This window comes from Mesorhizobium sp. WSM4906 (assembly GCF_029674625.1).
Taxonomy (GTDB): Bacteria; Pseudomonadota; Alphaproteobacteria; order Rhizobiales; family Rhizobiaceae; genus Mesorhizobium.
The window spans coordinates 1,691,655-1,713,831 of record NZ_CP121355.1 but is presented as its reverse complement, the minus strand read 5'-3'; the positions used below and the strand labels follow the sequence as shown (position 1 = coordinate 1,713,831).

Here is a 22,177-nt window from a genome sequence, read left to right as displayed (position 1 = left end):
TGTTCCTCATCCCGAAGTCTTCGTGGCCCAGGCCTTCAGCGCCTCGTCGAAGACCTTCTCGCCGGGGATGCCCTTTTCCATGGTGAGCAGCGCACGCCGTCCGGTCTTGTAGACCACCGGCACGTCGATCCAGTCCTGTCCCCTGAGCAGTGTCAAATTGGCGTCCTCGTCGGCCTTGGTGTCGTTGAGCGCGACGAGGAAGAAGCCGTCGGCGATCTTGGCCGGGATGCCGATCAGCGGGCTGCCGGCATCCTGTTCCGAGCTCTTCATGGCTATGCGCAGTATGTTGTCGACGCCGCCGCCGTCGAACCCTTCCGGCGTCAGGAAAATCATCTCGATGATATGGCTGGCCGGCAGGGTCTGGTCGGTGTTGCGCCGGATGGTCATGCGCAGCTGGATGTCCTTGCCGGGAATTGTCGCCTCGGCGCGAATCGCCGGCTCGGGCGGCAGGTCGCCGCCTGGCGATTCCTGCACCAGCGACCATACGATGCTGCCGGGCTCGGCGGTGCCTTGCTGCGTGCTGGTGCGCTCCTCATAGAAGATCGCCTTCTGGCCGACCGGCACGGTCGCCTCGGCCGTCGCCGGCGCGGGCGTGGTTCCCGACGCGGGTGGCGTCGCGCCAGCCGCAGGCGGAGTGATCGCCGCGGACGGGGTCCCGGTAGCCGGCGCAGGCGGATTGGCGGCAGCGCCGGCAGGCGACGGCGGCGTCGCTCCGGCGGCAGCCGGGGTCGCGCCCGGCGTTTGCGCAACCGGCGGCGTGCCGGCGGCGGCAGGCGGGTTCGTCGTCGCAGGCGCTGCCGGCGGCGGCGTGGTCAGCGCTGCGACGGATTCGCCCTCGCCGATGGTGCTCTGCCCGCCGGCCGGGCCGGGATCGGTCTCCTTGCCCTCAGGGGTCAGGCGCTGGGTGAACTTTGCTTCGGCCGGCTCGCTGGGAGCGGCTGCGTTGGCGCCCCCGGCGGCAGGCGCGGCCGCCGTCTCGGGCGCCGGCTTTGCCGGGGCAGGCTTGACCAGAGGCTCGGTCGAGACCGTCTTGCTGCCGCCGCCTTTCAGGCCGAGCATCGTGCTGAACGCATCCTTGTTCAGCCAGACCCCGTAACCGCCGCCGGCTAGCACCAGAAGCGCAATGACCGTCGCGATCAACCCGCCATAGCTGCGCTTGCGCGGCGGCCGCAGCCGCTGAAACGTGTCCGCCGCCGGCTGTTCGTCATTGGCGAAGACATCGCTGCCGTCGTCCGGCTCGGCGGCATTCATGCCGGGCAGGTTGACATCGTCCTCGCGCGGCGAGGGCATTTGCGGCGGTGCCGCAGGCACTTTGTGCCAGCCTGCGGGCTCGGTCTTCGTCGCGCCTTGCCAGCTTGGCTCCATCTTTGGGGCGCTCTGCCAGCTTGGTTCCGTCTTGACGGGCGCCGGCGCCGGCTTGAAGGGCTCGGGTTTGGCAGGCTCGGGCCTAGCAGGCTCGAGCTTCGTCACCGCCGGTTGCCGGACGTGGCTCGTTTGGTTCTTGTTGCGGTCGATCGATGAGAAGATGTGTTCGAGTTCCGCCAGCGGATCTTCTGCTGGAGCCGGCTTGGGCGCCGGAGCAGGCTTGGCGTACTCCCGCTCGACGCTGGAAATGGCATCTTCCAGCGAGCGCTTCTGCTTGCTGACGACCTCGGCGGACAAAGGCGGAGAATAGTCGGCGAGCTTCTTCGCCAGTGCCGCACGCGCATTCTCGTAAATCCGCTTGCGCAGCTCGGACGAGGGCTCGCCGTGCTTCTCAAGCTGCTTTTTCAGAACACCAACGAAATCTGCCATGCGTCAGTCGGACCTGCATTCTTTCCCCGGCCTGCAAATCAGTCGTAGCGCCGGGAAGGGCTGTGAAACTAGTCTTGAAACGGGTCGGTCACAAGTATCGTGTCGTCCCGCTCTGGGCTGGTGGAAAGCAGCGCAACCGGGGCGCCGATCAGCTCTTCGATATAGCGGACATATTTGACCGCTTGCGCCGGCAGATCGTTCCAGCTCCTGGCGCCGGCCGTCGTTCCCTTCCAGCCTTCGAGCGTCTCATAGACCGGCTCGACGCGCGCCTGGGCGCCCTGGCTGGCCGGCAGGTAGTCGATCGGCTCGCCATCGAGGCGATAGCCGGTGCAGACCTTGATCTCGTCCAGCCCGTCGAGCACGTCGAGCTTGGTGAGAGCGATGCCCTTGATGCCGTTGACGGCGACGGCCTGGCGCACCAGCACGGCGTCGAACCAGCCGCAGCGGCGCTTGCGGCCGGTGACGACGCCGAACTCGTGGCCGCGCGTGCCGAGGAACTCGCCGATCTCGTTCTTCTGTTCGGTCGGGAACGGACCTTCGCCGACACGCGTCGTATAGGCCTTGGTGATGCCGAGCACATAGCCGATGGCGCCGGGGCCGGTGCCGGAGCCTGCGGCCGCCTGTCCCGCCACCGTGTTGGACGAGGTGACGAAAGGGTAGGTGCCGTGGTCGATGTCGAGCAGCGTGCCTTGCGCGCCCTCGAACAGGATGCGCTCGCCCGCGCGCCGCTTGTCGTCGAGCACTTTCCAGACGCGGTCCATGTAAGGCAGGATCTCGCCGGCAACAGAGGTCAGCTCCTGCATGATCGCCTCATGCGTCGCCTCGGCATGGCCGAGCCCTCGGCGCAGCGCATTGTGGTGCGTGAGCAGCCGGTCGACCTTCAGGGGGAGTGTCTCCAAATCCGCCAAATCCATCACCCGCACCGCGCGCCGGCCTACCTTGTCCTCGTAGGCGGGGCCGATGCCGCGGCGGGTCGTGCCAATCTTGGTTCCGGAATTGGAGGCGGCGTCTTCGCGGAATCCGTCCAGTTCCCGGTGCAACGACAGGATAAGCGCGGTGTTTTCGGCTATTTTCAGGCGCTCCGGCGTAACGTCCACGCCCTGCTCCCTGAGCTTCGCCACTTCCGCGACGAAGGCATGCGGATCGAAGACCACGCCGTTGCCGATGATCGACAGCTTGCCTTGCCTGACCACGCCGGACGGCAGGAGCGACAGCTTGTAGACCTTGCCGTCGACGACCAGCGTATGACCTGCATTGTGGCCGCCCTGGAAGCGCACGACCACGTCGGCACGTTCCGACAGCCAGTCGACGATCTTGCCCTTGCCTTCGTCGCCCCACTGCGAGCCGACGACCACCACATTGGCCATGTTCTTTTCCCTTGAGATGCCGCCTTGGCGGCTTGAAACGACAGGCCTCTATAGACTCATGTTCAGGCCGATGCGACCCTTTCTTTGCCGCCGAAACCCCATGGTCCCGAACCGAAGGACCGCGTAAGCGAAAAGTGGGAACAGGTTTCGAAAAGAGATCATGCTGCAATCAAGTGCGGGACCAGGATGATGATTCAAAGAAATCGCCATCCTGGTCCAGGCACAACAAATTCTGGCTTTCGCAGCATTTACTTGCCGCGGTCATCGCAATAGGTCGGCTTTGATCTTCGAACAGACTCCGCGCCGGATTGAGCGATGCATCGAGCTGCCTATCTGTTCCTTCTCTCCACCATGCTGCTATGGGGCGGCAATTCCGTGGCCGGCAAGCTTGCCGTCGGCCATGTGTCGCCGATGACATTGGTTTTCCTGCGCTGGGTGTTGGCGGTTCTGATCATGCTGCCCGTCGGCTGGCGGGCGTTTCGCGAGGACTGGCCCGAGCTGCGCCGGCATTGGCTGCTGCTCGCCGGACTCGGCGCCTGCGGCTTCACGATCTTCAACGTCATCTTCTACACGGCGCTCAACTACACGACCGCCATCAATGTCTCGATCGAGCAGGCCGCCATACCGATCGTCATCATCCTTGCCAACTTCGTGCTGTTCCGCCTGCATGTGCAGCGCCTGCAAATCGTCGGCGTGGCGCTGACCATCGTCGGCGTCGCCCTCACCGCCAGCCATGGCGATCTCAGCCAGTTGCTGAAGCTCGATCTCAATTTCGGCGATGCGATCATGCTGGTCGCGGTGCTCTGCTACAGCCTCTATTCGGTGGGGCTGCGTCTGAAGCCGGCCATTCGCTGGCAAGGCTTCATGCTGGCTTTGTCGTTCGCCGCGCTTTTGACCTCGTTGCCCTTCTTTGTCTGGGAAGTGGCGGCCGGCCGGGTCATCGTCCCGGACGCGCGAGGATGGGCGGTCGCGTTCTACACCGCGCTCGGCGCGTCCGTCGTCTCGCAGATCTTCTACATCCGGGGCAATGAACTGATCGGCGCCAATCGCGCTGGGCTGTTCATCAATCTGGTGCCGATCTTCGGCACGCTGCTTTCGGTGCTGATCGTCGGCGAACAGTTCGAGCTCTATCAGGGACTTGCACTCGCGCTCGTGCTCGGAGGCATCGCGCTCGCCGAATACAGCGGCAGAAGGGCAATTCTGCAGGCATCGCGGCAGCCGCTGCTGGATACGCAAGGCAGTGATTGACGATGGCGATGCGAGAACGCACCCCGGCTCCCCTTGCCGGTCAGGTGTTGCCTTAATGCATGTCGCCCGGAGTGTGCGCGGCTCTGGGACAACGACATGCATCAAAACAAGGGCTTAAAGCGCGCCGCCTGAATCCGTTTCGGCGCGACGCGCTTTAAGAGTAGGGCCCCTTATGCCGCGGCATGCGGGGCCCTTTTTTGATGACTTGTCAATCGCTGCCGACGTCGAAGTGCAGCCGCTTGGCCGAGTCGATCGATTTGTGCGCCCGCAGCTGGTCCAGCACGCTTTCCGGGAAAGGCGCGTCGAGATAGAGCAGCGCGATCGCATCGCCGCCCGGCCGGTTGCGGCCGAGCTGGAAGTTGGCGATGTTGACGCCGTTCTCGCCGCAGACGGTGCCGAGCAGGCCGATGATGCCGGGCGCGTCCGCATTGGTCGTGTAGAGCATGTGCTGGCCGACCTCGGCGTCGAGGTTGATGCCCTTGATCTGGATGAAGCGCGGCTTGTGGTCGGAGAAACAGGTGCCGGCGATCGAACGCGTCATGTGCTCGGTGGTGACGGTGAGCTTGATATAGCCGTCGAAGACGCCCGATTTGTCGCGCTTGACCTCGGCAACGATGATGCCGCGCTCCTTCACCATGATCGGCGCCGACACCATGTTGACGTCCGAGACCTGCGGCCGGATCAGGCCGGCAAGAGCGGCACTCACCAGCGCTCGCGTGTTCATCGTCGCGGTCGAGCCGTCGAACAGGATCTCGACCTCCTTGATCGGATCCTCGGTGACCTGGCCGACAAAGGCGCCGAGCACCTCGGCGAGCTTGACGAAGGGTTTCAGCCTCGGCGCTTCCTCGGCGGTGATCGAGGGCATGTTGATGGCATTGGAGACGGCGCCCTTGATCAGGTAGTCGGACATCTGCTCGGCGACCTGAAGGGCGACGTTCTCCTGCGCCTCGGTGGTCGAGGCGCCGAGATGCGGGGTGGCTACGACATTCTCCAGGCCGAACAGTGCGTTCTGCTCGGCCGGCTCCACCTCGAAGACGTCGACGCCGGCGCCGGCAACCTTGCCGCTCTTCAGCGCCGCGACCAGGTCGGCCTCGACGACCAGCCCGCCGCGCGCGCAATTGATGATGCGCACGCCGTCCTTCATCTTGGCGATCGCGGCCGCGTCGATGATGTTGCGCGTCTTGTCGGTCAGCGGCGTGTGCAAGGTGATGAAGTCGGCGCGGGCGAAGAGATCGTCGAGCTCGACCTTCTCGACACCGAGCTCTTCGGCGCGGCTGTCCGACAGGAACGGATCGAAGGCAATCACATGCATCTTCAGGCCGACACCGCGCGTCGCGACGATCGAGCCGATATTGCCGCAGCCGATCACGCCCAGCGTCTTGCCGGTGATCTCGATACCCATGAAGCGGTTCTTCTCCCACTTGCCGGCATGGGTCGAGGCGTTGGCCTCCGGGATCTGGCGCGCCAGCGCGAAGATCATCGCCACGGCGTGCTCTGCCGTGGTGATCGAGTTGCCGAAGGGCGTGTTCATCACGATGATGCCCCTGCGGCTCGCCGCGGGGATGTCGACATTATCGACGCCGATGCCGGCACGGCCGACGACCTTCAGCCTGGTGGCGGCATTGATCAGCTTCTCGGTGACCTTGGTCGCCGAGCGGATGGCGAGGCCGTCATACTGGCCGATCACTTCGAGCAGCTTTTCCTTGTCCTTGCCGAGATCGGGCAAGTAGTCGACCTCGATGCCGCGATCCTTGAAAATCTGCACGGCGGTCGTTGAAAGTTTATCCGATACGAGAACGCGGGGCGCCATAACGGCCTCCTTGAAGGGAATTGAGCGTGTTGGGAAATGGTGGCGGCCCACAGGCCGCCACGAATTTCAGGCCGCTGCTTTGAGCGACGCCTTCTGCGAGGCAAAGGCCCAGTCGAGCCATGGCAGCAGCGCTTCGAGATCGGAGGTCTCGACGGTCGCGCCGCACCAGATGCGCAAGCCGGGCGGCGCGTCGCGATAGGAGCCGATGTCATAGGCGACACCTTCCTTGTCGAGCGCCGAGACGATGCCCTTGGCGAACGCCGCCTGACCGTCGGCGTCGAGCCCCGCCACTTGCACGTCGGTGAAGGAGAGGCAGACCGAGGTGTTCGAGCGCGTCGCCGGATCGACGGCCAGATGGCCGAGCCACGATGACTTGTCCACGAACCGGTCGAGCACCGCGGCATTGGCGTCGGCGCGGGCAATGAGCGTTTCCAGGCCGCCGATCGACTTCGCCCATTGAAGGGCATCGAGATAGTCCTCGACGCACAGCATCGACGGCGTGTTGATGGTCTCGCCCTTGAAGATGCCCTCGATCAGCTTGCCGCCCGAGGTCAGGCGGAAGATCTTCGGCAGCGGCCAGGCCGGCTTGTAGGTTTCCAGCCGCTCGACGGCGCGTGGGCTGAGGATCAGCATGCCGTGCGCGCCCTCGCCGCCCAGCACCTTCTGCCAGGAGAAGGTCACGACATCGAGTTTTTCGAAGTCGAGCCTCTGGGCGAAGGCGGCCGAAGTCGCGTCGCAAATAGTCAGGCCGCGGCGCGCGGCCGGAATGAAATCGCCGTTCGGCACGCGCACGCCGGAAGTCGTGCCGTTCCAGGTGAAGACCACGTCGCGGTCGAAATCGATCTGCGTCAGGTCCGGCAACACACCGTAGCCGGCCTCGAACTTGCGCACGTCGGCGAGCCTGAGCTGCTTGACGACATCGGTCACCCAGCCGGAACCGAAACTTTCCCAGGCGACCATGTCGACGCCTCGCTCGCCGAGCAGCGACCACAGCGCCATCTCCACCGCGCCGGTATCGGACGCCGGCACGATGCCGATGCGATAGTTGGCGGGAACCTTGAGGATCTCGCGCGTCAGCTCGATCGCCTGTTCGAGCTTCGCCTTGCCGATCTTGGCGCGATGGGAACGTCCGAGCGCAGCGGCTTTCAGCGCCTCGGCCGACCAGCCGGGGCGTTTTGCGCAGGGACCTGAGGAGAAATTGGGATTTGCCGGACGGAGTCCGGGCTTGGTAAGCGTCGTCATTGTGGTCTATCCTTCCAGATAGTGGCCCCTCGTTGGGGAGGGGTGGCCCACGGACGGCGATATGCTTTCAGCCTTCCGGCGTCAAGAGCAAAGTTTTTGTCGCTGGCGGGACATATGTCAGGTTTTTCATCACAAGGCGAAAACGAAAACGGCGGAGCGCAGGATCCGCCGTCCGCATATGAGAAGACGCGGTTTTACCAGAGATCGTAGCGCAGCCCGAGTTTGACGCTCTGATAGTCGACGCCCTTGTGGATATTGAAGGCTCCGCCGTCATAGGCGACATACTTCGCACTGGGCACCGCGAAATACTCGTAACCGAGGTCGACGGAGACATTCTTGGTGACCTGGTAGGACAAACCGGCGGCGAGCGAATAGGCGAAATCGTAGCTGGCCTTTGAAGTCACCGCGCCATCGTAGCCGGCGGGATCGTCGCAGTTGAATTGATCGACGGTCTGGAACCCGCCAGCGGTCGTGGTCGATGTCGTCTCGACGCAGTCACGCTTGCCGATCGCCCTGCTGTATTTGCTATAGACCACACCAAGGCCCGCGCCGATATACGGCGTCAGACCGACATATGTGCCGAGATCGACATAGCCGTTCGCCATCAGGCTGTAGGCTTTGTTGTTGGCCAGGTTGGAGCCTCTGCAAGGCGCCGAAGCCGGGGCGGTGGTTTGATTGACGACGGTGCCCGTGTTGACGTCCGAGATCGTCGTGGTGATCGAGCCGTCGCAAGTGGTGACGAAGTTGTCGCCGAATCTGTTGGAGGGCAGAATGCCGAAATTCAAATCGCCGCGCAGATAGTCGTTGAAATGGTAGCCCATGCCAATGCTGCCATCGAACAGGCTGTTCTTGGATGTGAAGCCCGCCGCAGTTTCCTCGTTGTCGTAAGGATGGCTGAAGGCGTAGCCGACATCGCCGCGCAGGTACCAGCCTGAGCCGACCTCGACCGGCTGATAGTCCGGCGCCTGGTCGACATAGATCGGCGGGTCGTAGTCGGCCGACACCGCCTGTGTCGCCGGCATCAGCACGATTGCGGCGAGCGCCAGTGCGATACGCGATTTTGATGTCATGGTCCCCGGCTCCTGAAGTTGGCGCCAGTCGCGAACGCGAGCACAGCTGCCGTTTCAAGGAGTATTGTTAACCATAGTGGTTAAGTGCCGGTTAAGGATAACAGGCGGTTACCGAATTGATTTCGATGTGATTTAACCAGCCGCGCACAAAACGAAACCGCCCGGCATTTTGCCGGGCGGTTGACGAATTTCAGGACCTTCGAAGCGATTACTTGGTGTAGATCGGCTCCGGCTCCGGCTGGTAGGCCACCACCGGTGCGGCGCAGCCGTTGTTGCCGCCGAACTGGTAGCGCAGGCCTCCGCGCACCTCATGCGTGTTGATGCCGTGGTCGAACCCCGGCCCGGAGCTGCTCGCATCGAACTCGAACATGCGCCCGCCCTGGATATGGGTGAAGCGGTAGCCTGCGTCGAGGATGAGCTTGTCGGTCAGGCAGTAGGAGGCGCCGGCCATGAGCGCGTAGGCGAAGCGCCAGTTGGACGACCCCGGATTGGTCTCGGTGGTGTTCGGATCGTGGACCGTGTCCCACTTGATGTGCGCGCCGCCGATGCCGGCGCCGACGTAAGGCGTGATGCCGTGATAGGTGCCGATATCGACATAGGCATTGGCCAGCAGCAGCAGGGCGCTCATCCTCGACACCTCGGTCGATGTCGTGGTGAGGTCCGAGGTCTGGCCGTTGAAGTTCGACTTGAACCAGTAGTCGGCGGTCAGATCGGTACGGAAGTAATCGTTGACCTTGTAGCCGACGCCGCCGCCGAGCGAAAAGCCGCCCTTGAGCTTGCCGAAATCGAAATCGTTGGTGCCGGGCGGCGGGCCGTATGTAATGTAGTCGATGCCACGCAAGGTCGACTTGTGGTAGTCGATGTCGCCGCGGATGTACCAGCCACCGACGTCAACCGGCTGAGCCTCGACGACTGGCGGCGGCGCCTCCTCGACCGGTGGTGGTTCCGCGAGATCGGCGGCGAGCGCCGGTCCGGCTACCCCCGCGAGCAGCGCGGCAAAAAATGCCATTCTTGCTGAATTCAACATGCTGTCACCCCTAAGAAGCCTCGGGACGACACCGCCCGAGGTTGAACCTCGGCGTGGATAATGAATTGCAAAGGTTAAAAGCCGTTTAACCGTACCGATTAACCACGAATCCATACAATTTTAGAGGGAATGCCGTTGTGCGGGCGGGGCGCGAAAAAGCCCGCCGGAGGCGGGCTGGAGACGCGGCCAGGCTCGGTTCGCGGCGGCTGTCAGGCAGCGCTGCGGGTTTCCGAGATGATGCCGACGATGTCGTTGACGACGGTCTCGACCAGTTGCGGATCGTCGCCTTCAGCCATGACGCGGATGAGCGGCTCGGTGCCGGAGGGCCGGATGACGAGGCGGCCGGACTTGCCGAGACGGTTGCGCGCCTCTTCGATGGCCGCCTTGACCGGTGCCTCCTCCAGCGGTTTGCCGCCGGAGATGCGGACGTTCTTGAGAAGCTGCGGCACCGGCTCGAACTTCTTCGACAGCTCGCTGACCGGCCGGTTCTGCCGCTTGATGCAGGCCAGCACCTGCAGCGCCGAAACCAGACCGTCGCCGGTGGTCGAGAAATCGGAGAGCACGATATGGCCGGACTGCTCGCCGCCGACATTGAGGCCGTGCGCGCGCATATGCTCGACGACATAGCGGTCGCCGACCTTGGTGCGGTGCAGCTGCAGGTTCATGTCGCCGAGGAACCGTTCGAGGCCGAGATTGGACATCACGGTCGAGACGATGCCGCCGCCGGCCAGCCGCCCGCTCTGGTGCCAGGACTCGGCGATCAGCGCCATGATCTGGTCGCCATCGACGATGGCGCCGTTCTCGTCGACTATGACCACGCGGTCGGCGTCGCCGTCGAGCGCGATGCCGATGTCGGCACGCACCTCGTGCACCTTCTTCTGCAGGCCGGCCGGATGGGTCGAGCCGCACTCCTTGTTGATGTTGAAGCCGTTCGGCTCGACATTGATGGCGACCACTTCGGCGCCGAGCTCCCACAGCGCCTCCGGCGCCACCTTGTAGGAGGCGCCGTTCGCGCAATCGACGACGATACGAAGCCCGGAAAGCGACATCGAGCGCGGCAGCGTGCGCTTGGCGAATTCGATGTAGCGGTCATGCACGCCATCGACGCGCTTGGCGCGACCCAGCCCGTCGGAATCGGCAAGCGCCAGGTCGATGTCCTTGTCGAGCATGCCTTCGATGCGCTCCTCGATCTCGTCGGAGAGCTTGTAGCCATCGGGGCCGAACAGCTTGATGCCGTTGTCGTAATAGGGGTTGTGCGAGGCCGAGATCATCACGCCGATGTCGGCGCGCAGCGAGCGCACCAGCATGGCGACCGCCGGTGTCGGAATGGGCCCGAGCAGGAACACGTCCATGCCGGCGGCGCACAGGCCCGACACCATCGCATTCTCGATCATGTAGCCGGAAAGCCGTGTGTCCTTGCCGAGCACGACGCGGTGCCGATGATTGCCGCGCTGGAACGAAAGCCCGGCGGCCATCCCGACCCTCATGGCGACCTCGGCCGTCATCGGAAACTTGTTGGCGCGTCCGCGGATGCCGTCGGTGCCGAAATACTGCCCTGCCATGCCTGCCAATGTCCCCGTCGGTTTCAGCCGCCCGTATTGCCACAATTGGGCCGCATCCGATCATCACATTTCGTGATTATATATTACCATTCCTTAGAAAATGATTGTCGCGGGCGGTTCAAGTGATTCGACAGCCTACCACGACCTCTCACTGTAGCGGCAATATACCAGCCGAGGCGAGCTTTTCCGCCGGATGCGGCTTGGAAAAACCTTGTTTGCGCGACCAGCCGCAAGCAATTCATCACCTTATCGGGAGCAACACACTTTGTGAGGGCATCCGCGCTGGAAGCATCTGGCGCAGTCTGAAGTTGAGAGCTATTGATTTGGTATAGGGACACCATCTGGCGGCAGCAAGGGAGAAACGCCATGCTTATTCATAGACTTGCAACATTGACGGGCCTCGCCGTCGCAGCCTTTTTCGTGGCGGCGCCGGCCAACGCGCTGACCATGGCCGAGTGCAGCACCAAGTACAACGCGGCCAAGGACGCCGGAACGCTCGCCGGCCAGACCTGGAACCAGTTCCGCAAGGCGCAGTGCGGCAGCGACGCTTCCGCTGCGACCGACGCGAAAGCGACGACCGACACCAAGGCGGCCGAGACCAAGCCTGCCAAGAAGGCTAAGGACACCGCCGCCGCGGCCACCGACAGCTCGACCAAGGGCCTGACCGCCAAGGAATGCAGCGCCAAGTACCAGGCCGCGAAGGCCGCCGGCACGTTGAACGGCATGAAGTGGAACGACTTCCGCAAGACCGAATGCACGGCCGGCGCCACTGCGGCGGCGACCGACACGAAGCCTGCCAAGACCGCGAGCTCGACGGCGGCGGCAGCCGACGGCGGCAAGGGCCTGAGCATGGCCGAATGCAGCACCAAGTATCAGGCAGCGAAGACCGCCAACAAGCTGAACGGCATGAAGTGGAACGACTTCCGCAAGGCCGAATGCGGCGCCGGCGCCGCCGACGACGATACCGTGCCCGCTCCGACCGAGGCGACCTTCACCAAGGAGCCGGCGAAGCCGACCGCCGCTGCGCCGAAGGGCGTGACCTTCCCGACCGCCATCTCGCCGAAATTCGCCACCGAGACCCCGGCCAAGGGCCGCATGCACACCTGCCTCGAGCAATACTACGCCAACAAGGACGCCAACACGCTGAACGGCCTGAAGTGGATCCAGAAGGGCGGCGGCTTCTACAGCCTCTGCAACGCCAAGCTGAAGAGCTGATCGCCTAGATTATTCGAAGAGAAAAGGCCCGCGCATCGCAAGATGCGCGGGCTTTTTGTTGGGCGCGAAGACGCCCGCGGCCCCGCTCGCATCTGCATATCGCAGGATTGTCGGCATCATCGATTCGCCCACACTGCCCACCGCCGCGCTTGTCCGTAGTTGGTAAAAATTCTGGTTGAACGCATAGGGAACAAACAGTATACAAAAGGGCGTCGAACCTATTGTCAATCAGGAGGGTCTCAATGTTCAGTTTGAAATTGGCGGCGTTGGCTGTGACGGCACTGGTCGCTTGGAGCGCCTCACCTGCGAGCGCACTGACGATGAAGGAATGCGGCGAGACCTATCGGGCAGCCAAGGAAGGCGGCACTCTGAACGGCATGGACTGGGCCGCTTTCCGCAAGGAGAAATGCGCGACGTCCGCCGCGGAGAATGTCAGCGCGGATTCGGTCAAAACCGCGGAGCAGCAGAAAAAGGACACCAGCGCGGCGGTCGCCCCCACTGTAGCGCCAGCGGGCGTGACATTCCCGACCACCCTCGCCGCCGAGTTCAAGACGGAAACGCCCGCGAAGGCCCGGATGAAGACCTGCCTGCAGGGTTACCACAACAACAAGGAGGCGGGTACGTTGAACGGCCTTCGCTGGATCCAGAAGGGCGGCGGCTACTACAGCCTCTGCAATGCGCGGCTGAAAGCTGAATCATAAAAATCGAATACGGCGGATAAAGCAGTTCACCGTTTTCCCCGCAGACGTTGAGCCATCATCCTCGGGCGTGTCCGAGGATCCGCTGTCGGGCGATATCTGGGCGCCGGGACGAGGGAAGCCTTGCCTTGTCTCCAATTCCCAAACAAAAACGCCGCGAACCAAGCCGCGGCGTTTCTCGATCAGTCTTTCGCACCACCTCAGCTTGAGGGCTGCGGCTCCATGCCGCCTTCGGGCTCTGGGCCTTTCTTGCGGCGGCCGCCGGTGCCGGCCTTCGGCACGGCCGAGCCGCGGCTGGGCGGGGTGTCGTCGCCAAGGTCGCGGGCGGGCTTGTGGCCGGCGATCAGCTGCTTGATCTCGTCGCCGGTCAGCGTCTCGTATTCGAGCAGTCCTTCGGCGAGCGCGATCCAGTCCTTCTTCTTCTTGGTGAGCACGGTCTTGGCGGTGGAGTAGGCGTCGTCGATCAGTCGGCGCACCTCGGCGTCGATGATCTGCGCCGTCTCTTCCGAGATGTTCTGCTGGCGCGCCACCGAATGGCCGAGGAAGACCTCTTCCTGGTTGTCGCCATAGGCGACATGGCCGAGCTTGTCGGAGAACCCCCAGCGCGTGACCATGGCGCGCGCCAGCTTGGTCGCCTGCTCGATGTCGGAGGAGGCACCGGAGGTAATGTTCTCCTTGCCGAACTTGAACTCCTCGGCGACGCGGCCGCCCATCATGATCGCCAGCCTGGAGATCATGTATTTGTAGCTCATCGAGTAGCGGTCGCCTTCCGGCAGTTGCATGACCATGCCCAGCGCGCGGCCGCGCGGGATGATGGTCGCCTTGTGCAGCGGATCGGCCGTCGGCACGTTGAGCGCCAGGATGGCGTGGCCGGCCTCGTGATAGGCGGTCAGCTCCTTCTCGGCCTGTGTCATCGCCGACGAGCGGCGCTCGGCGCCCATCATGATCTTGTCCTTGGCGTCCTCGAACTCGGCCATGGTGACGAGCCGCTTGTTGCGGCGCGCCGCCATCAGCGCGGATTCGTTGACGAGGTTCATCAGGTCGGCGCCAGAGAAGCCCGGCGTGCCGCGCGCGATGACCTTGAGATCGACGTTGGGCGCCAGCGGAACATTGCGCACATGCACCTTGAGAATCTTCTCCCGGCCGACGATGTCGGGATTCGGCACCACGACCTGGCGGTCGAAGCGGCCTGGCCTGAGCAACGCCGGGTCGAGCACGTCGGGCCGGTTGGTCGCGGCGATCAGGATGATGCTTTCGTTGGACTCGAAGCCGTCCATCTCGACCAGCAGCTGGTTCAGCGTCTGCTCGCGCTCGTCATTGCCGCCGCCGAGGCCGGCGCCGCGATGGCGGCCGACCGCGTCGATTTCGTCGATGAAGATGATGCAGGGCGCATTCTTCTTGGCCTGGTCGAACATGTCGCGCACACGGGATGCGCCGACGCCGACGAACATCTCGACGAAATCCGAGCCGGAGATGGTGAAGAACGGCACGTTGGCTTCGCCGGCGACCGAGCGGGCGAGCAGCGTCTTGCCGGTGCCGGGCGGGCCGACCAGCAGCACGCCGCGCGGGATCTTGCCGCCGAGCCGCTGGAACTTCTGCGGATCGCGCAGGAACTCGACGATCTCCTCGAGATCCTCCTTGGCCTCGTCGACGCCGGCGACGTCCTGGAAGGTGACGCGGCCGTGCGCCTCTGTCAGCAGCTTGGCCTTCGACTTGCCGAAGCCCATCGCTCTTCCGGAGCCGGACTGCATCTGGCGCATGAAGAAAATCCACACGCCGAGGATCAGGATCATCGGCAGCCACGAGATCAGATAGCCGAACAGCGAGTTGGAACCGTCGGTTTCAGGCCGCGCGTTGATGGTGACGTTCTTGTCCTGCAGCCTCGAGACCAGCGACGGATCGCCGGGCGAGTAGGTCTGGAAGCCGTTGGCATTGTCGGTGTAGTTGCCCGAGATGCGGGCGCCGGCGATGGTCACGCTCTTGACCCGGCCGGACGAGACATCCTGCAGGAACTGCGAATAGGCAATCTCGCTGGAGGCGCCGCGCGTCTGCGGCGTCTGGAAAAGATTGAACAGGGCGATGAGCAGGACCGCTATGATCGCCCAGAGCGCGAGGTTGCGATAATTCGGATTCATCTATTGTCCTGTTGGCGTCCGCATGCGGACCCACGATGGTGAAGGAAGCTTGGGCCTAACATAGGGAGAGCGCCTCCCCTTGCCAAGCATAACAGCATGCCTCGGTTAAGCTTTCGCCCATGCTCCATCGCGATCATGGCCGCGAAAAGGCAATGGCGGCAGCGGCAGCGCGCCGATGAGCTTGGCGACCGCCGCGGCGGGCTTGAGATCGAAGGACGGCAGGAAGCTGGCGAAAGGCGACGCCACGGGGACGATTGCCATCGGCGGCGGCGCGATACCGCCGCCAGCGGAATCAAGGCGTTCGCCGTCGCACCAAAGCGCGGGTTCGGCGGCCAGCGCCCTGCGCAGCAGGCTTGCCGGAACGCCGCCTTCCGGGGCGGATCGTCTGGCAGCGACGGCCCCCACGGGCGCGATCACCAACCCGTCCGGTCTGTCGCTCAATGTGATTCTGCGCCGGCCGTCCCAGAGGATCTGGTCCTCCGCAGGAATAGTGGTGGGCAGATTGCGCGCCTCACGGTGAAGGAAAATGCCGGTCCGGCGCGCATCGACCACCGTCCGCGACAATGTGGCGCAAAGCATCCCGGACCGCAGACGCTCGAAAAGCGCCCGGCAACGCGCCTCGTCGGCGAGGAACGAGACGCCGCCGACCGTGGCGAGCAGGATGCGCAGCGCATAACGGGCCGCTTCGCTGTCTTCGCCATCGGCGAAAGCGCGGTCGAGACGGATGAGCCCTGAAGCCGGTCTGCTGGCAAAGGCCCCGATCAGCACGGCCGCGCGGCGGCCGAGTTCCGCGCGTTCGGCGGCTGCCTGCCCGGCCTTTGCGATCGCCTGCGTAAAGCGCGCCTCGCCATCGCTGCCTGCAAGCGAGACGCGCATGCGCGGCCGCTCGAAACGCTGGTCGACATTGGTCGGATCCTCGGTCCAGCCGACGCCGCGGCGCTTCAGCATCTCGCGCAATGCCGCGCGACGCGTGCCGAGCAGCGGGCGGGCGATCCATGTGCGCCAGCCGTAAAGCGTGGCGGGCGCCATGCCGGCGAGGCCGCGGTCGTCGTGCGTCCCTCGATCGCGAACTTGCCGCATCAGCACGGTCTCTGCCTGGTCGTCGGCGGTGTGGCCGGTTACCACCACGCGGATGCCTTCCGCTTCGGCCGCCTCCGCCAGCAGTCGGTAGCGCGCCTCGCGCGCGGCGGCGGGCAGGCCGGACGACGGCTTGCGGCCGGACCAGACGAGTGTGCGATGCGCGATCCCGTGCTCGGCGCAGAGCCGGGCCACGGCTTGCGCTTCCGCTGCCGAATTTGGTCTCAACGCGTGATCGATCGTCACCGCCAGCAGCTTTGCCGCAGGCAGGGTTCGCTCGAGATGGTGCTTGAGGAGAAGGAGAAGGGCGGTCGAGTCGCTGCCGCCGGACACGGCTGCAACGGCGCCGTTGGAAAGGTCGAAGTCTGAGAAAAGGCGGTCCGAAAGGTCAGGCTCGATATCGAGCATCAGTGCATGTCGCCCAGAACCGGTCCCGAGTTTGGGACGTGCAGGAGAACTGCTAGCACGACGCCAATGCCTTCTCCTGCTTGATGCGCTCCTTGAGCGTGCCGGAAACATCCGGATAGCGTTTGCCGATCTCGTTGAAGGTGGCGCAGGCCACGTCGTTCTGCTTGAGGCCGACCAGCGACACGCCGAGCTTGAGCAGCATGTCGGGCGCCTTCTTGGCCTTCGGATACTCCTTGCTGGCGCCAAGGAAGACCTCCGCCGCGTCGCGGTATTTCTGCTGGCCAAGCAGGGATTCGCCCAGCCAGTAATGCGCATCCGCCGCCTTGGCATCCTTGGGGAAGCGGGAGATATGATCGCGGAAACCCTGCTCGGCGGTGGGATAGTCGCCCGACAGGATGAACTGATAGGAGTTGCGGTAGAGCTCGTCCGGATCGTTGGTCGAGGGCAGCGACGCCATCACCGTACCGCTGGACTTGCCCTTGCCGCTCATGGTGCCGGTTTCCGCGGAAGGCGCGTTTGCCGTGGCTGCCGGAGCCTGCGCCTGCGAGCCCGCCTGCGGGTCGGATTCGGCGTTGACGACATTGCCGTTCTTGTCGACCGTGATGGTGCCGAAGGTCTTCGGCGGCGCGCCGGTGATCACCTTGCCCGGGTCGCCGGTTTGCGACTCGACGATGACCTCGCCGACGCTCTTGCCGCTGCTGCCCTGCGCGCTCGTATCGGCCGGAGCTTGCGTCGCCGGGGCTTCGGCGACGCCGCTGTCGCCGGTACCGGCGTCGCCCATATTCGTGTTGCCGTTGCCGGTGTTGCCGTCCTGGGGTGCGGCCTCGGATTTCTTCTGGCCGGTTGGCTTCGCGCCTTGAGAGCCGCCTTCGAGCTGCTGGAAGCGGAACTCGTTGTCTTCCTGCTGCTTGCGCATCTGCTCCTGCATTTGCAGGATCTGGAAATTGAGCTCCTCGATCTTGCCGTTCATCTGACGCAGCTGATCTTCCAGGCCGGTCATGCCGGCGCCGTCCTGCTGCGCCATCTGTGCTTGCTCGGGCTTTTTCTTGTCGCCGAAGATGCCGAGTGTCGGCAGGTGAAAGGTGAACCCGCTGTCGGAGGATTGCGCCGGGGCGGCGACGCCTGGAATGCTTGATACAAGCAGCAGCGCAAGCGTGCCGCTCAGGACCGTTCTGAAATGCATTATGTCTCTCGCCGTGAAATCTGTTGGCCTGATGCGCCTTTCCAATCGGGATGGGAGGAAGCGCCCTCGCGCTCATAGCAGGACGCGAGACTTCGGCCAAATTTTGTTTCAGGCTGTCGCATATGAAAAAGGCGGCCCTGAGGCCGCCTTATCGTTTCGCGATGTTGTATTTTTGCCGCCCGACTGAGCCTCAGGAACCGGCGCCGGAGAGCGTGGTAACGGCGCGGCGATTCTGCGACCAGCAGGAGATATCGTCGCAGACGGCGACCGGGCGTTCCTTGCCGTAGGAGATCGTCTTCAGGCGGTTGGCCGCAACGCCCTTGGAGACCAGGAAGTCGCGGGTCGCGGCGGCGCGGCGGGCGCCCAGCGCCAGATTGTATTCGCGCGTGCCGCGCTCGTCGGCATGGCCTTCGATGACGATAGCATACTGCCTGTACTGATTGAGCCACTGCGCCTGGCGCGACAGCGTCGTCTGTGCGTCGGCACGGATCGATGAGGAGTCGGTGTCGAAGAAGATGCGGTCGCCGATATTGACGGTGAAGTCCTGCGCGGAGCCTGGCGTAGCGGCGCCGGCGCCGTTCAGGCCGAGATCGGCCGCGCTGTTCGGGGTCTTCTTCGAGGCGCAACCGGTGATGGCGAGAGCCGCCACCAACGCGATCATAGCCGGATTTCTGGTAAGTGCTGCGATACGGCCCATGCCGCCCTCTCCTTAGCATTCGAGTGATTTCGTTGATCACCCAGTAACCACGTTTGGGTTAACCGGCATTCAAGAAACACGGTTAATATTTGGTTTCGGCCGCCGTCCTCGGCCGTTTTTTGGCGGCGCCACGATGCGCGCGCACCGTAGGCGGAAATTTGGCCAAAACGGGACGGGGCTGTGAAAAAAGGGGAATTGAAGAATTGAGGAATTGAAGAATTGAGGAAAAACGTCACCTCAATCTCTCCCTCAGATTCACCAGCATTCCATAGATGTGGACATAGGATCGCAGCCATTCGTCGCGTTGCGCTTGTGTGATGTAGCCGAGGTCGAACGCATAAGAAATCCACGTTTCTACTTCGCTGCACGATCCCATAGCCATCGAAATGAAACGCGCGAACTCGGGCCTGGAATGGGTCTGCTTAGCGAAGCCTTCAGCTAGATTGGCGCAGATGGCCTTGCTGGATCGACGCATTTGGTCGGCCAGTGCGTATTGTTCCATTCTCGGGAATGCAAGCGTGGCCCTATGAACCTCGAGGGAAAGCGCATACGCGCGCCTGTAGACCTCCAAATCCCTAGCGCGCTTAATGTAGCTGCCTTCTTTCTCCATTCTTCAATTCTTCAATTCCTCATTTCTTCAATTCCCTATTCCCCCTCACTCCAGCAGCGGCGACCACGCCGGATCCGAGGCGAAGTTCGACGTCGGGATCTGCTGTTCGTTGCGGCCGGTGAGATCGACCGTGACCAGCTTCGGCCCGCCGGCCGAGTCGCGGAAGAACATCAGCACGCGGCCGTTCGGCGCCCAGGTCGGCCCTTCCTGCTGGAAGCCGGAGGAAAGGATGCGCTCACCCGAACCGTCGGTCTTCATGACGCCGATCTGGAACTCGCCGCCGCTCTGCTTGGTGAAGGCGATGAGATCGCCGCGCGGCGACCATACCGGCGTGGAATAGACGCCGTCGCCGAACGAGATGCGGTGCGGGTTGGAGCCGTCCGCGCCCATGACGTAGATCTGCGACCGGCCGCTGCCGCCGCCGCGGTCGGAGGTGAAGACGATCTGCGAGCCGTCCGGCGAATAGGACGGCGAGGTGTCGATGGCGACCGAATTGGTGAGCCGCGTCGTCGTGCGGCTTCTCAGATCCATGGCGAAGATGTTGGAGTTGCCGTCGTCGCGCAGCAGGCTCATGATCACCTTCTGGCCGTCCGGTGAGAAGCGCGGCGCGAACGTCATGCCGGGGAAGTTGCCGACCAGCTCGCGCTGCCCGGTCTCGATCTGCAGCAGATAGACCTTCGGCTGCCCGCTCTCATAGGACATGTAGGTGATTTCCTGCCGGTTCGGCGAGAAGCGCGGCGTCAGCACGATGGAGCGGCCGTCCGACAGGTAGCGCACGTTGGCGCCGTCCTGGTCCATGATGGCGAGACGCTTCTTGCGCGCGTTCTTGGCGCCGGATTCGTCGACGAAGACGACGCGCGTGTCGAAATAGCCCTTTTCGCCGGTCAACCGCTCATAGATCGCGTCGGCGATGATATGGGCGACCCGCCTAGTGTTGGCGTCATTGGCGAAGAACTGTTCGCCGGCCATCTGCTGGCCGGCAAAAGTGTCCCAAAGCCGGTATTGGGCACGGATGCGGCCGTCAGCCTCCTTGCCGACGCTGCCGGTGACCAGCGCCTGCGCATTGATCACCTTCCAGTCGTCGAAGCGCGGCGTGGCGTCCGGGCCAGAGATCTTCTCGATGAAGGCGCTCTTGTCGATCGGCGCGAACAGGCCGGAGCGCTTCAGGTCGGCGGTGACGATTTCCGTGATCTGGGCTCCCAGCGCATCGTTGGACTGGAAATCCGTGATGGCGATCGGCAGCGGCTCGACATTGCCCTTGTTGACGTTGAGCTCGACGAGGGCCCAGGCCGGCAAGGTGGCGGCGGCCGTCATGCCCAGCGCCATGGCTGCAATCGTCAGGAGCGGCTTGAGGAAAGATCTCATGTCTTCTCGCTTCTCTTCTTGATGGTTCGGACGCAAGGCCTAGAGGCCGAGCATCTCCCGTGGATCGAACGTGACCCGGATGTCGTTCCAGATGTCCTGCTTGCCGGCGGGAACCTGCAGGCCGGCCACGTCGCATTTTTGAACCGCGCGAACGGCGCTTTCGTCGAACTGCCGGTTGCCGCTCGACTTTTCGACCGATGGCCGGCCGTCGAGCTTGCCGTTGGTGTCGAGATTAAACCGGACCACGACGACGAAGTTCTCCGAACCTTCCAATCCGACAGGCAATGTCCAGCAGCCGCCGAGCTGAGATTCCAAGGCCCCCTGCTCCGACTTGGAGAGCTTCTGCCCTTGGTCCTTTTCGCCGCCGAGCGATGACTGCTGTGTCGAGCGCTTGGCGCCGCCGCCGGACGGCTTCTGCTTGTCGAGCAGCGCGGAAATCTCGTCGGCGTTGAATTGCTTCTCATCCGACTTCGGTTTGGAGGAGGCCTCCTTGACCGGCTTTTCCGCGTCCTTGCGCTCCGGCGCCTTGGCGCTCTCGGCGGGAGCGGGCTGCGGCTTCGGCCGCGCCTCGGGCGCCGGGGCGGAATCCGGAAGCTTGGCCTCCTCGGTCGGCTGTTCCTTGGCGATCGCCTCGGCGACGGCGTCGGGCTTCACCTCTTCCTTCTGGATGGCGGCGGTCGTGTCCTTCGGCGGCGAAGGCGTGGGTTCCTTGGCCGGTGCCGGCTTGGGATCCGTCTGCTTGACCGGCTCGGGCTTGACCTCTTCCTTCGGCGCGGGCGTCGGCGCCACTTCGGTCGCCGGCACCGGCTTCGGCTTCTCCTGCGGCTTGGGCACGTCCTCGGCGGCCGGCTTCTCGGTCGGCGTCGGCGCCGGCGGCGGTGCGGACGTCTTCTCGACCGGCTTCGGCTTGGCTTCGTCCGTCACCGGTTTCTCGGTGTCGACGGTGTTCTCGCCGACCTTCTGGGCGTCGGGGACGATGTCGGGGCGCTTGGTCGGCAGCGGCGCCGGCTTCTCATGCATGACCGCTTTCTTGTCGCCCTGCAGCGTCTGCGCGACAGCTTCCATCGGCACGATGTCGACCGCCACCGACTCTACGTCGGCGGCCGGCATGGCGGGCGGCGAGGACAGCGTGAACAGCCCGAAGGCCAGCGCCACGGCATGCAAGATGACCGATGTGGTGAGGCCGGTCCTCATCTTCGTGTCTATTGGTCCTGTTCCTGCAGCGAAACCAGGCCGATGTTCTTGTAGCCGGCCGCCGAAATGCGGGCCATGACCTTCATTGCGGTGCCGTAGTCCGTCGACTTGTCGCCGCGGATGAAGATGCGCTCGTCGTAGCCGGTCTTCGAGATCGCCTGCAGCTTCGCCACCAGTTCCTCGATCGGGATCTCGGTTTCCTGCAGGTAGATCTGGCCGGTCGCGTTGATCGACACGGTGATCGGCTGCGTGTCGACATTCAGCGCCTTGGCCTGCGTGTCGGGCAGGTCGATCGGAACGCCGACGGTCAACAGCGGCGCCGCGACCATGAAGATGATCAAAAGCACCAGCATCACGTCGACCATCGGCGTGACGTTGATTTCCGACATCAGGCCATGATGGCGTCCGCGCCGCCTGTGGCCGCGTCCGCCTCGCCCTATGCCACCTGCGCTAGCAGTAGACATCCCCATGATCG

18 protein-coding genes are annotated in these 22,177 nt (G+C 63.9%); 3 read left to right on the top strand and 15 right to left on the bottom strand.

Annotated elements, in window-relative coordinates:
* Positions 1 to 6: 6 nt before the first annotated feature.
* Together QAZ22_RS08050 and QAZ22_RS08045 are read right to left on the bottom strand one after the other, a co-directional pair.
* Entirely contained in the window at positions 7 to 1,794 is a 1,788-nt protein-coding gene (locus QAZ22_RS08050) for a hypothetical protein (protein ID WP_278206138.1), read from the bottom strand.
* A gap of 68 nt (positions 1,795 to 1,862) precedes the next feature.
* Positions 1,863 to 3,161 (bottom strand): adenylosuccinate synthase, encoded by a 1,299-nt coding sequence (locus QAZ22_RS08045; protein WP_278206137.1) that lies wholly within the window; start codon positions 3,159 to 3,161, stop codon positions 1,863 to 1,865.
* Between the two features lie 315 nt (positions 3,162 to 3,476).
* Here QAZ22_RS08045 and QAZ22_RS08040 point away from each other — a divergent pair, with 315 nt between their 5' ends.
* Positions 3,477 to 4,409: a DMT family transporter gene (locus QAZ22_RS08040; RefSeq protein ID WP_278206136.1), complete on the top strand. Its 933-nt coding sequence runs from the start codon at positions 3,477 to 3,479 to the stop codon at positions 4,407 to 4,409.
* A gap of 208 nt (positions 4,410 to 4,617) precedes the next feature.
* On the opposite strand, the gene serA is transcribed toward QAZ22_RS08040, so the two are convergent.
* From serA to glmM, 5 genes are all read right to left on the bottom strand, one after another.
* Positions 4,618 to 6,219, bottom strand: a complete 1,602-nt coding sequence (gene serA, locus QAZ22_RS08035; RefSeq protein WP_278206135.1) for a phosphoglycerate dehydrogenase — start codon at positions 6,217 to 6,219, stop codon at positions 4,618 to 4,620.
* Positions 6,220 to 6,285: 66 nt separating this feature from the next.
* Positions 6,286 to 7,461: a phosphoserine transaminase gene (locus tag QAZ22_RS08030; protein WP_278206134.1), complete on the bottom strand. Its 1,176-nt coding sequence runs from the start codon at positions 7,459 to 7,461 to the stop codon at positions 6,286 to 6,288.
* A 194-nt stretch (positions 7,462 to 7,655) separates the two neighbouring features.
* A complete protein-coding gene (locus QAZ22_RS08025) occupies positions 7,656 to 8,531 on the bottom strand; it encodes an outer membrane beta-barrel protein (protein ID WP_278206133.1) in 876 nt (291 codons plus the stop codon).
* 208 nt (positions 8,532 to 8,739) lie between these two features.
* Complete coding sequence (locus QAZ22_RS08020) at positions 8,740 to 9,558, bottom strand: outer membrane protein (protein WP_278206132.1); 819 nt, start codon at positions 9,556 to 9,558, stop codon at positions 8,740 to 8,742.
* Positions 9,559 to 9,767: 209 nt separating this feature from the next.
* Positions 9,768 to 11,120 (bottom strand): phosphoglucosamine mutase, encoded by a 1,353-nt coding sequence (glmM, locus tag QAZ22_RS08015; RefSeq protein ID WP_278206131.1) that lies wholly within the window; start codon positions 11,118 to 11,120, stop codon positions 9,768 to 9,770.
* A 366-nt stretch (positions 11,121 to 11,486) separates the two neighbouring features.
* Here glmM and QAZ22_RS08010 point away from each other — a divergent pair, with 366 nt between their 5' ends.
* Both QAZ22_RS08010 and QAZ22_RS08005 read left to right on the top strand, forming a co-directional pair.
* Positions 11,487 to 12,335: a hypothetical protein gene (locus QAZ22_RS08010; RefSeq protein WP_278206130.1), complete on the top strand. Its 849-nt coding sequence runs from the start codon at positions 11,487 to 11,489 to the stop codon at positions 12,333 to 12,335.
* A 242-nt stretch (positions 12,336 to 12,577) separates the two neighbouring features.
* Complete coding sequence (locus QAZ22_RS08005) at positions 12,578 to 13,036, top strand: hypothetical protein (protein ID WP_278206129.1); 459 nt, start codon at positions 12,578 to 12,580, stop codon at positions 13,034 to 13,036.
* Between the two features lie 197 nt (positions 13,037 to 13,233).
* Here QAZ22_RS08005 and ftsH read toward each other — a convergent pair whose 3' ends face one another.
* The 8 genes from ftsH to tolR all read right to left on the bottom strand — a co-directional run bounded on the left by ftsH (position 13,234) and on the right by tolR (position 22,172).
* Complete coding sequence (gene ftsH, locus QAZ22_RS08000; protein ID WP_278206128.1) at positions 13,234 to 15,168, bottom strand: ATP-dependent zinc metalloprotease FtsH; 1,935 nt, start codon at positions 15,166 to 15,168, stop codon at positions 13,234 to 13,236.
* 105 nt (positions 15,169 to 15,273) lie between these two features.
* Entirely contained in the window at positions 15,274 to 16,653 is a 1,380-nt protein-coding gene (gene tilS / locus QAZ22_RS07995; protein ID WP_278206127.1) for a tRNA lysidine(34) synthetase TilS, read from the bottom strand.
* Between the two features lie 52 nt (positions 16,654 to 16,705).
* A complete protein-coding gene (gene ybgF / locus QAZ22_RS07990; RefSeq protein WP_278206126.1) occupies positions 16,706 to 17,836 on the bottom strand; it encodes a tol-pal system protein YbgF in 1,131 nt (376 codons plus the stop codon).
* A gap of 190 nt (positions 17,837 to 18,026) precedes the next feature.
* Positions 18,027 to 18,533 carry a peptidoglycan-associated lipoprotein Pal gene (pal, locus tag QAZ22_RS07985; RefSeq protein ID WP_095804685.1) on the bottom strand — a complete coding sequence of 169 codons (507 nt, stop codon included), beginning with the start codon at positions 18,531 to 18,533 and terminating at the stop codon, positions 18,027 to 18,029.
* 232 nt (positions 18,534 to 18,765) lie between these two features.
* Positions 18,766 to 19,143, bottom strand: a complete 378-nt coding sequence (locus QAZ22_RS07980) for a four helix bundle protein (protein ID WP_278206125.1) — start codon at positions 19,141 to 19,143, stop codon at positions 18,766 to 18,768.
* Positions 19,144 to 19,188: 45 nt separating this feature from the next.
* On the bottom strand, positions 19,189 to 20,469 hold the full coding sequence (tolB, locus tag QAZ22_RS07975; protein WP_278076395.1) for a Tol-Pal system beta propeller repeat protein TolB: 1,281 nt from the start codon (positions 20,467 to 20,469) through the stop codon (positions 19,189 to 19,191).
* A gap of 78 nt (positions 20,470 to 20,547) precedes the next feature.
* Entirely contained in the window at positions 20,548 to 21,702 is a 1,155-nt protein-coding gene (locus QAZ22_RS07970) for a cell envelope integrity protein TolA (protein WP_278206124.1), read from the bottom strand.
* An 8-nt stretch (positions 21,703 to 21,710) separates the two neighbouring features.
* Positions 21,711 to 22,172, bottom strand: coding sequence for a protein TolR (gene tolR / locus QAZ22_RS07965; protein ID WP_278076234.1), 462 nt, complete (start codon positions 22,170 to 22,172; stop codon positions 21,711 to 21,713).
* Positions 22,173 to 22,177 lie beyond the last annotated feature (5 nt).

Coding starts and splice junctions, on each gene's coding strand:
- QAZ22_RS08025 (WP_278206133.1), bottom strand. CDS start 8,531: ATGACATCAAAATCGCGTATCGCACTGGCGCTCGCCGCAATCGTGCTG.
- QAZ22_RS07980 (WP_278206125.1), bottom strand. CDS start 19,143: ATGGAGAAAGAAGGCAGCTACATTAAGCGCGCTAGGGATTTGGAGGTC.
- tilS (WP_278206127.1), bottom strand. CDS start 16,653: ATGCTCGATATCGAGCCTGACCTTTCGGACCGCCTTTTCTCAGACTTC.
- QAZ22_RS07970 (WP_278206124.1), bottom strand. CDS start 21,702: ATGAGGACCGGCCTCACCACATCGGTCATCTTGCATGCCGTGGCGCTG.
- QAZ22_RS08005 (WP_278206129.1), top strand. CDS start 12,578: ATGTTCAGTTTGAAATTGGCGGCGTTGGCTGTGACGGCACTGGTCGCT.
- QAZ22_RS08045 (WP_278206137.1), bottom strand. CDS start 3,161: ATGGCCAATGTGGTGGTCGTCGGCTCGCAGTGGGGCGACGAAGGCAAG.
- pal (WP_095804685.1), bottom strand. CDS start 18,533: ATGGGCCGTATCGCAGCACTTACCAGAAATCCGGCTATGATCGCGTTG.
- ybgF (WP_278206126.1), bottom strand. CDS start 17,836: ATGCATTTCAGAACGGTCCTGAGCGGCACGCTTGCGCTGCTGCTTGTA.
- QAZ22_RS08020 (WP_278206132.1), bottom strand. CDS start 9,558: ATGTTGAATTCAGCAAGAATGGCATTTTTTGCCGCGCTGCTCGCGGGG.
- serA (WP_278206135.1), bottom strand. CDS start 6,219: ATGGCGCCCCGCGTTCTCGTATCGGATAAACTTTCAACGACCGCCGTG.
- QAZ22_RS08030 (WP_278206134.1), bottom strand. CDS start 7,461: ATGACGACGCTTACCAAGCCCGGACTCCGTCCGGCAAATCCCAATTTC.
- ftsH (WP_278206128.1), bottom strand. CDS start 15,168: ATGAATCCGAATTATCGCAACCTCGCGCTCTGGGCGATCATAGCGGTC.
- glmM (WP_278206131.1), bottom strand. CDS start 11,120: ATGGCAGGGCAGTATTTCGGCACCGACGGCATCCGCGGACGCGCCAAC.
- tolB (WP_278076395.1), bottom strand. CDS start 20,469: ATGGCGCTGGGCATGACGGCCGCCGCCACCTTGCCGGCCTGGGCCCTC.
- QAZ22_RS08040 (WP_278206136.1), top strand. CDS start 3,477: ATGCATCGAGCTGCCTATCTGTTCCTTCTCTCCACCATGCTGCTATGG.
- QAZ22_RS08050 (WP_278206138.1), bottom strand. CDS start 1,794: ATGGCAGATTTCGTTGGTGTTCTGAAAAAGCAGCTTGAGAAGCACGGC.
- QAZ22_RS08010 (WP_278206130.1), top strand. CDS start 11,487: ATGCTTATTCATAGACTTGCAACATTGACGGGCCTCGCCGTCGCAGCC.
- tolR (WP_278076234.1), bottom strand. CDS start 22,172: ATGGGGATGTCTACTGCTAGCGCAGGTGGCATAGGGCGAGGCGGACGC.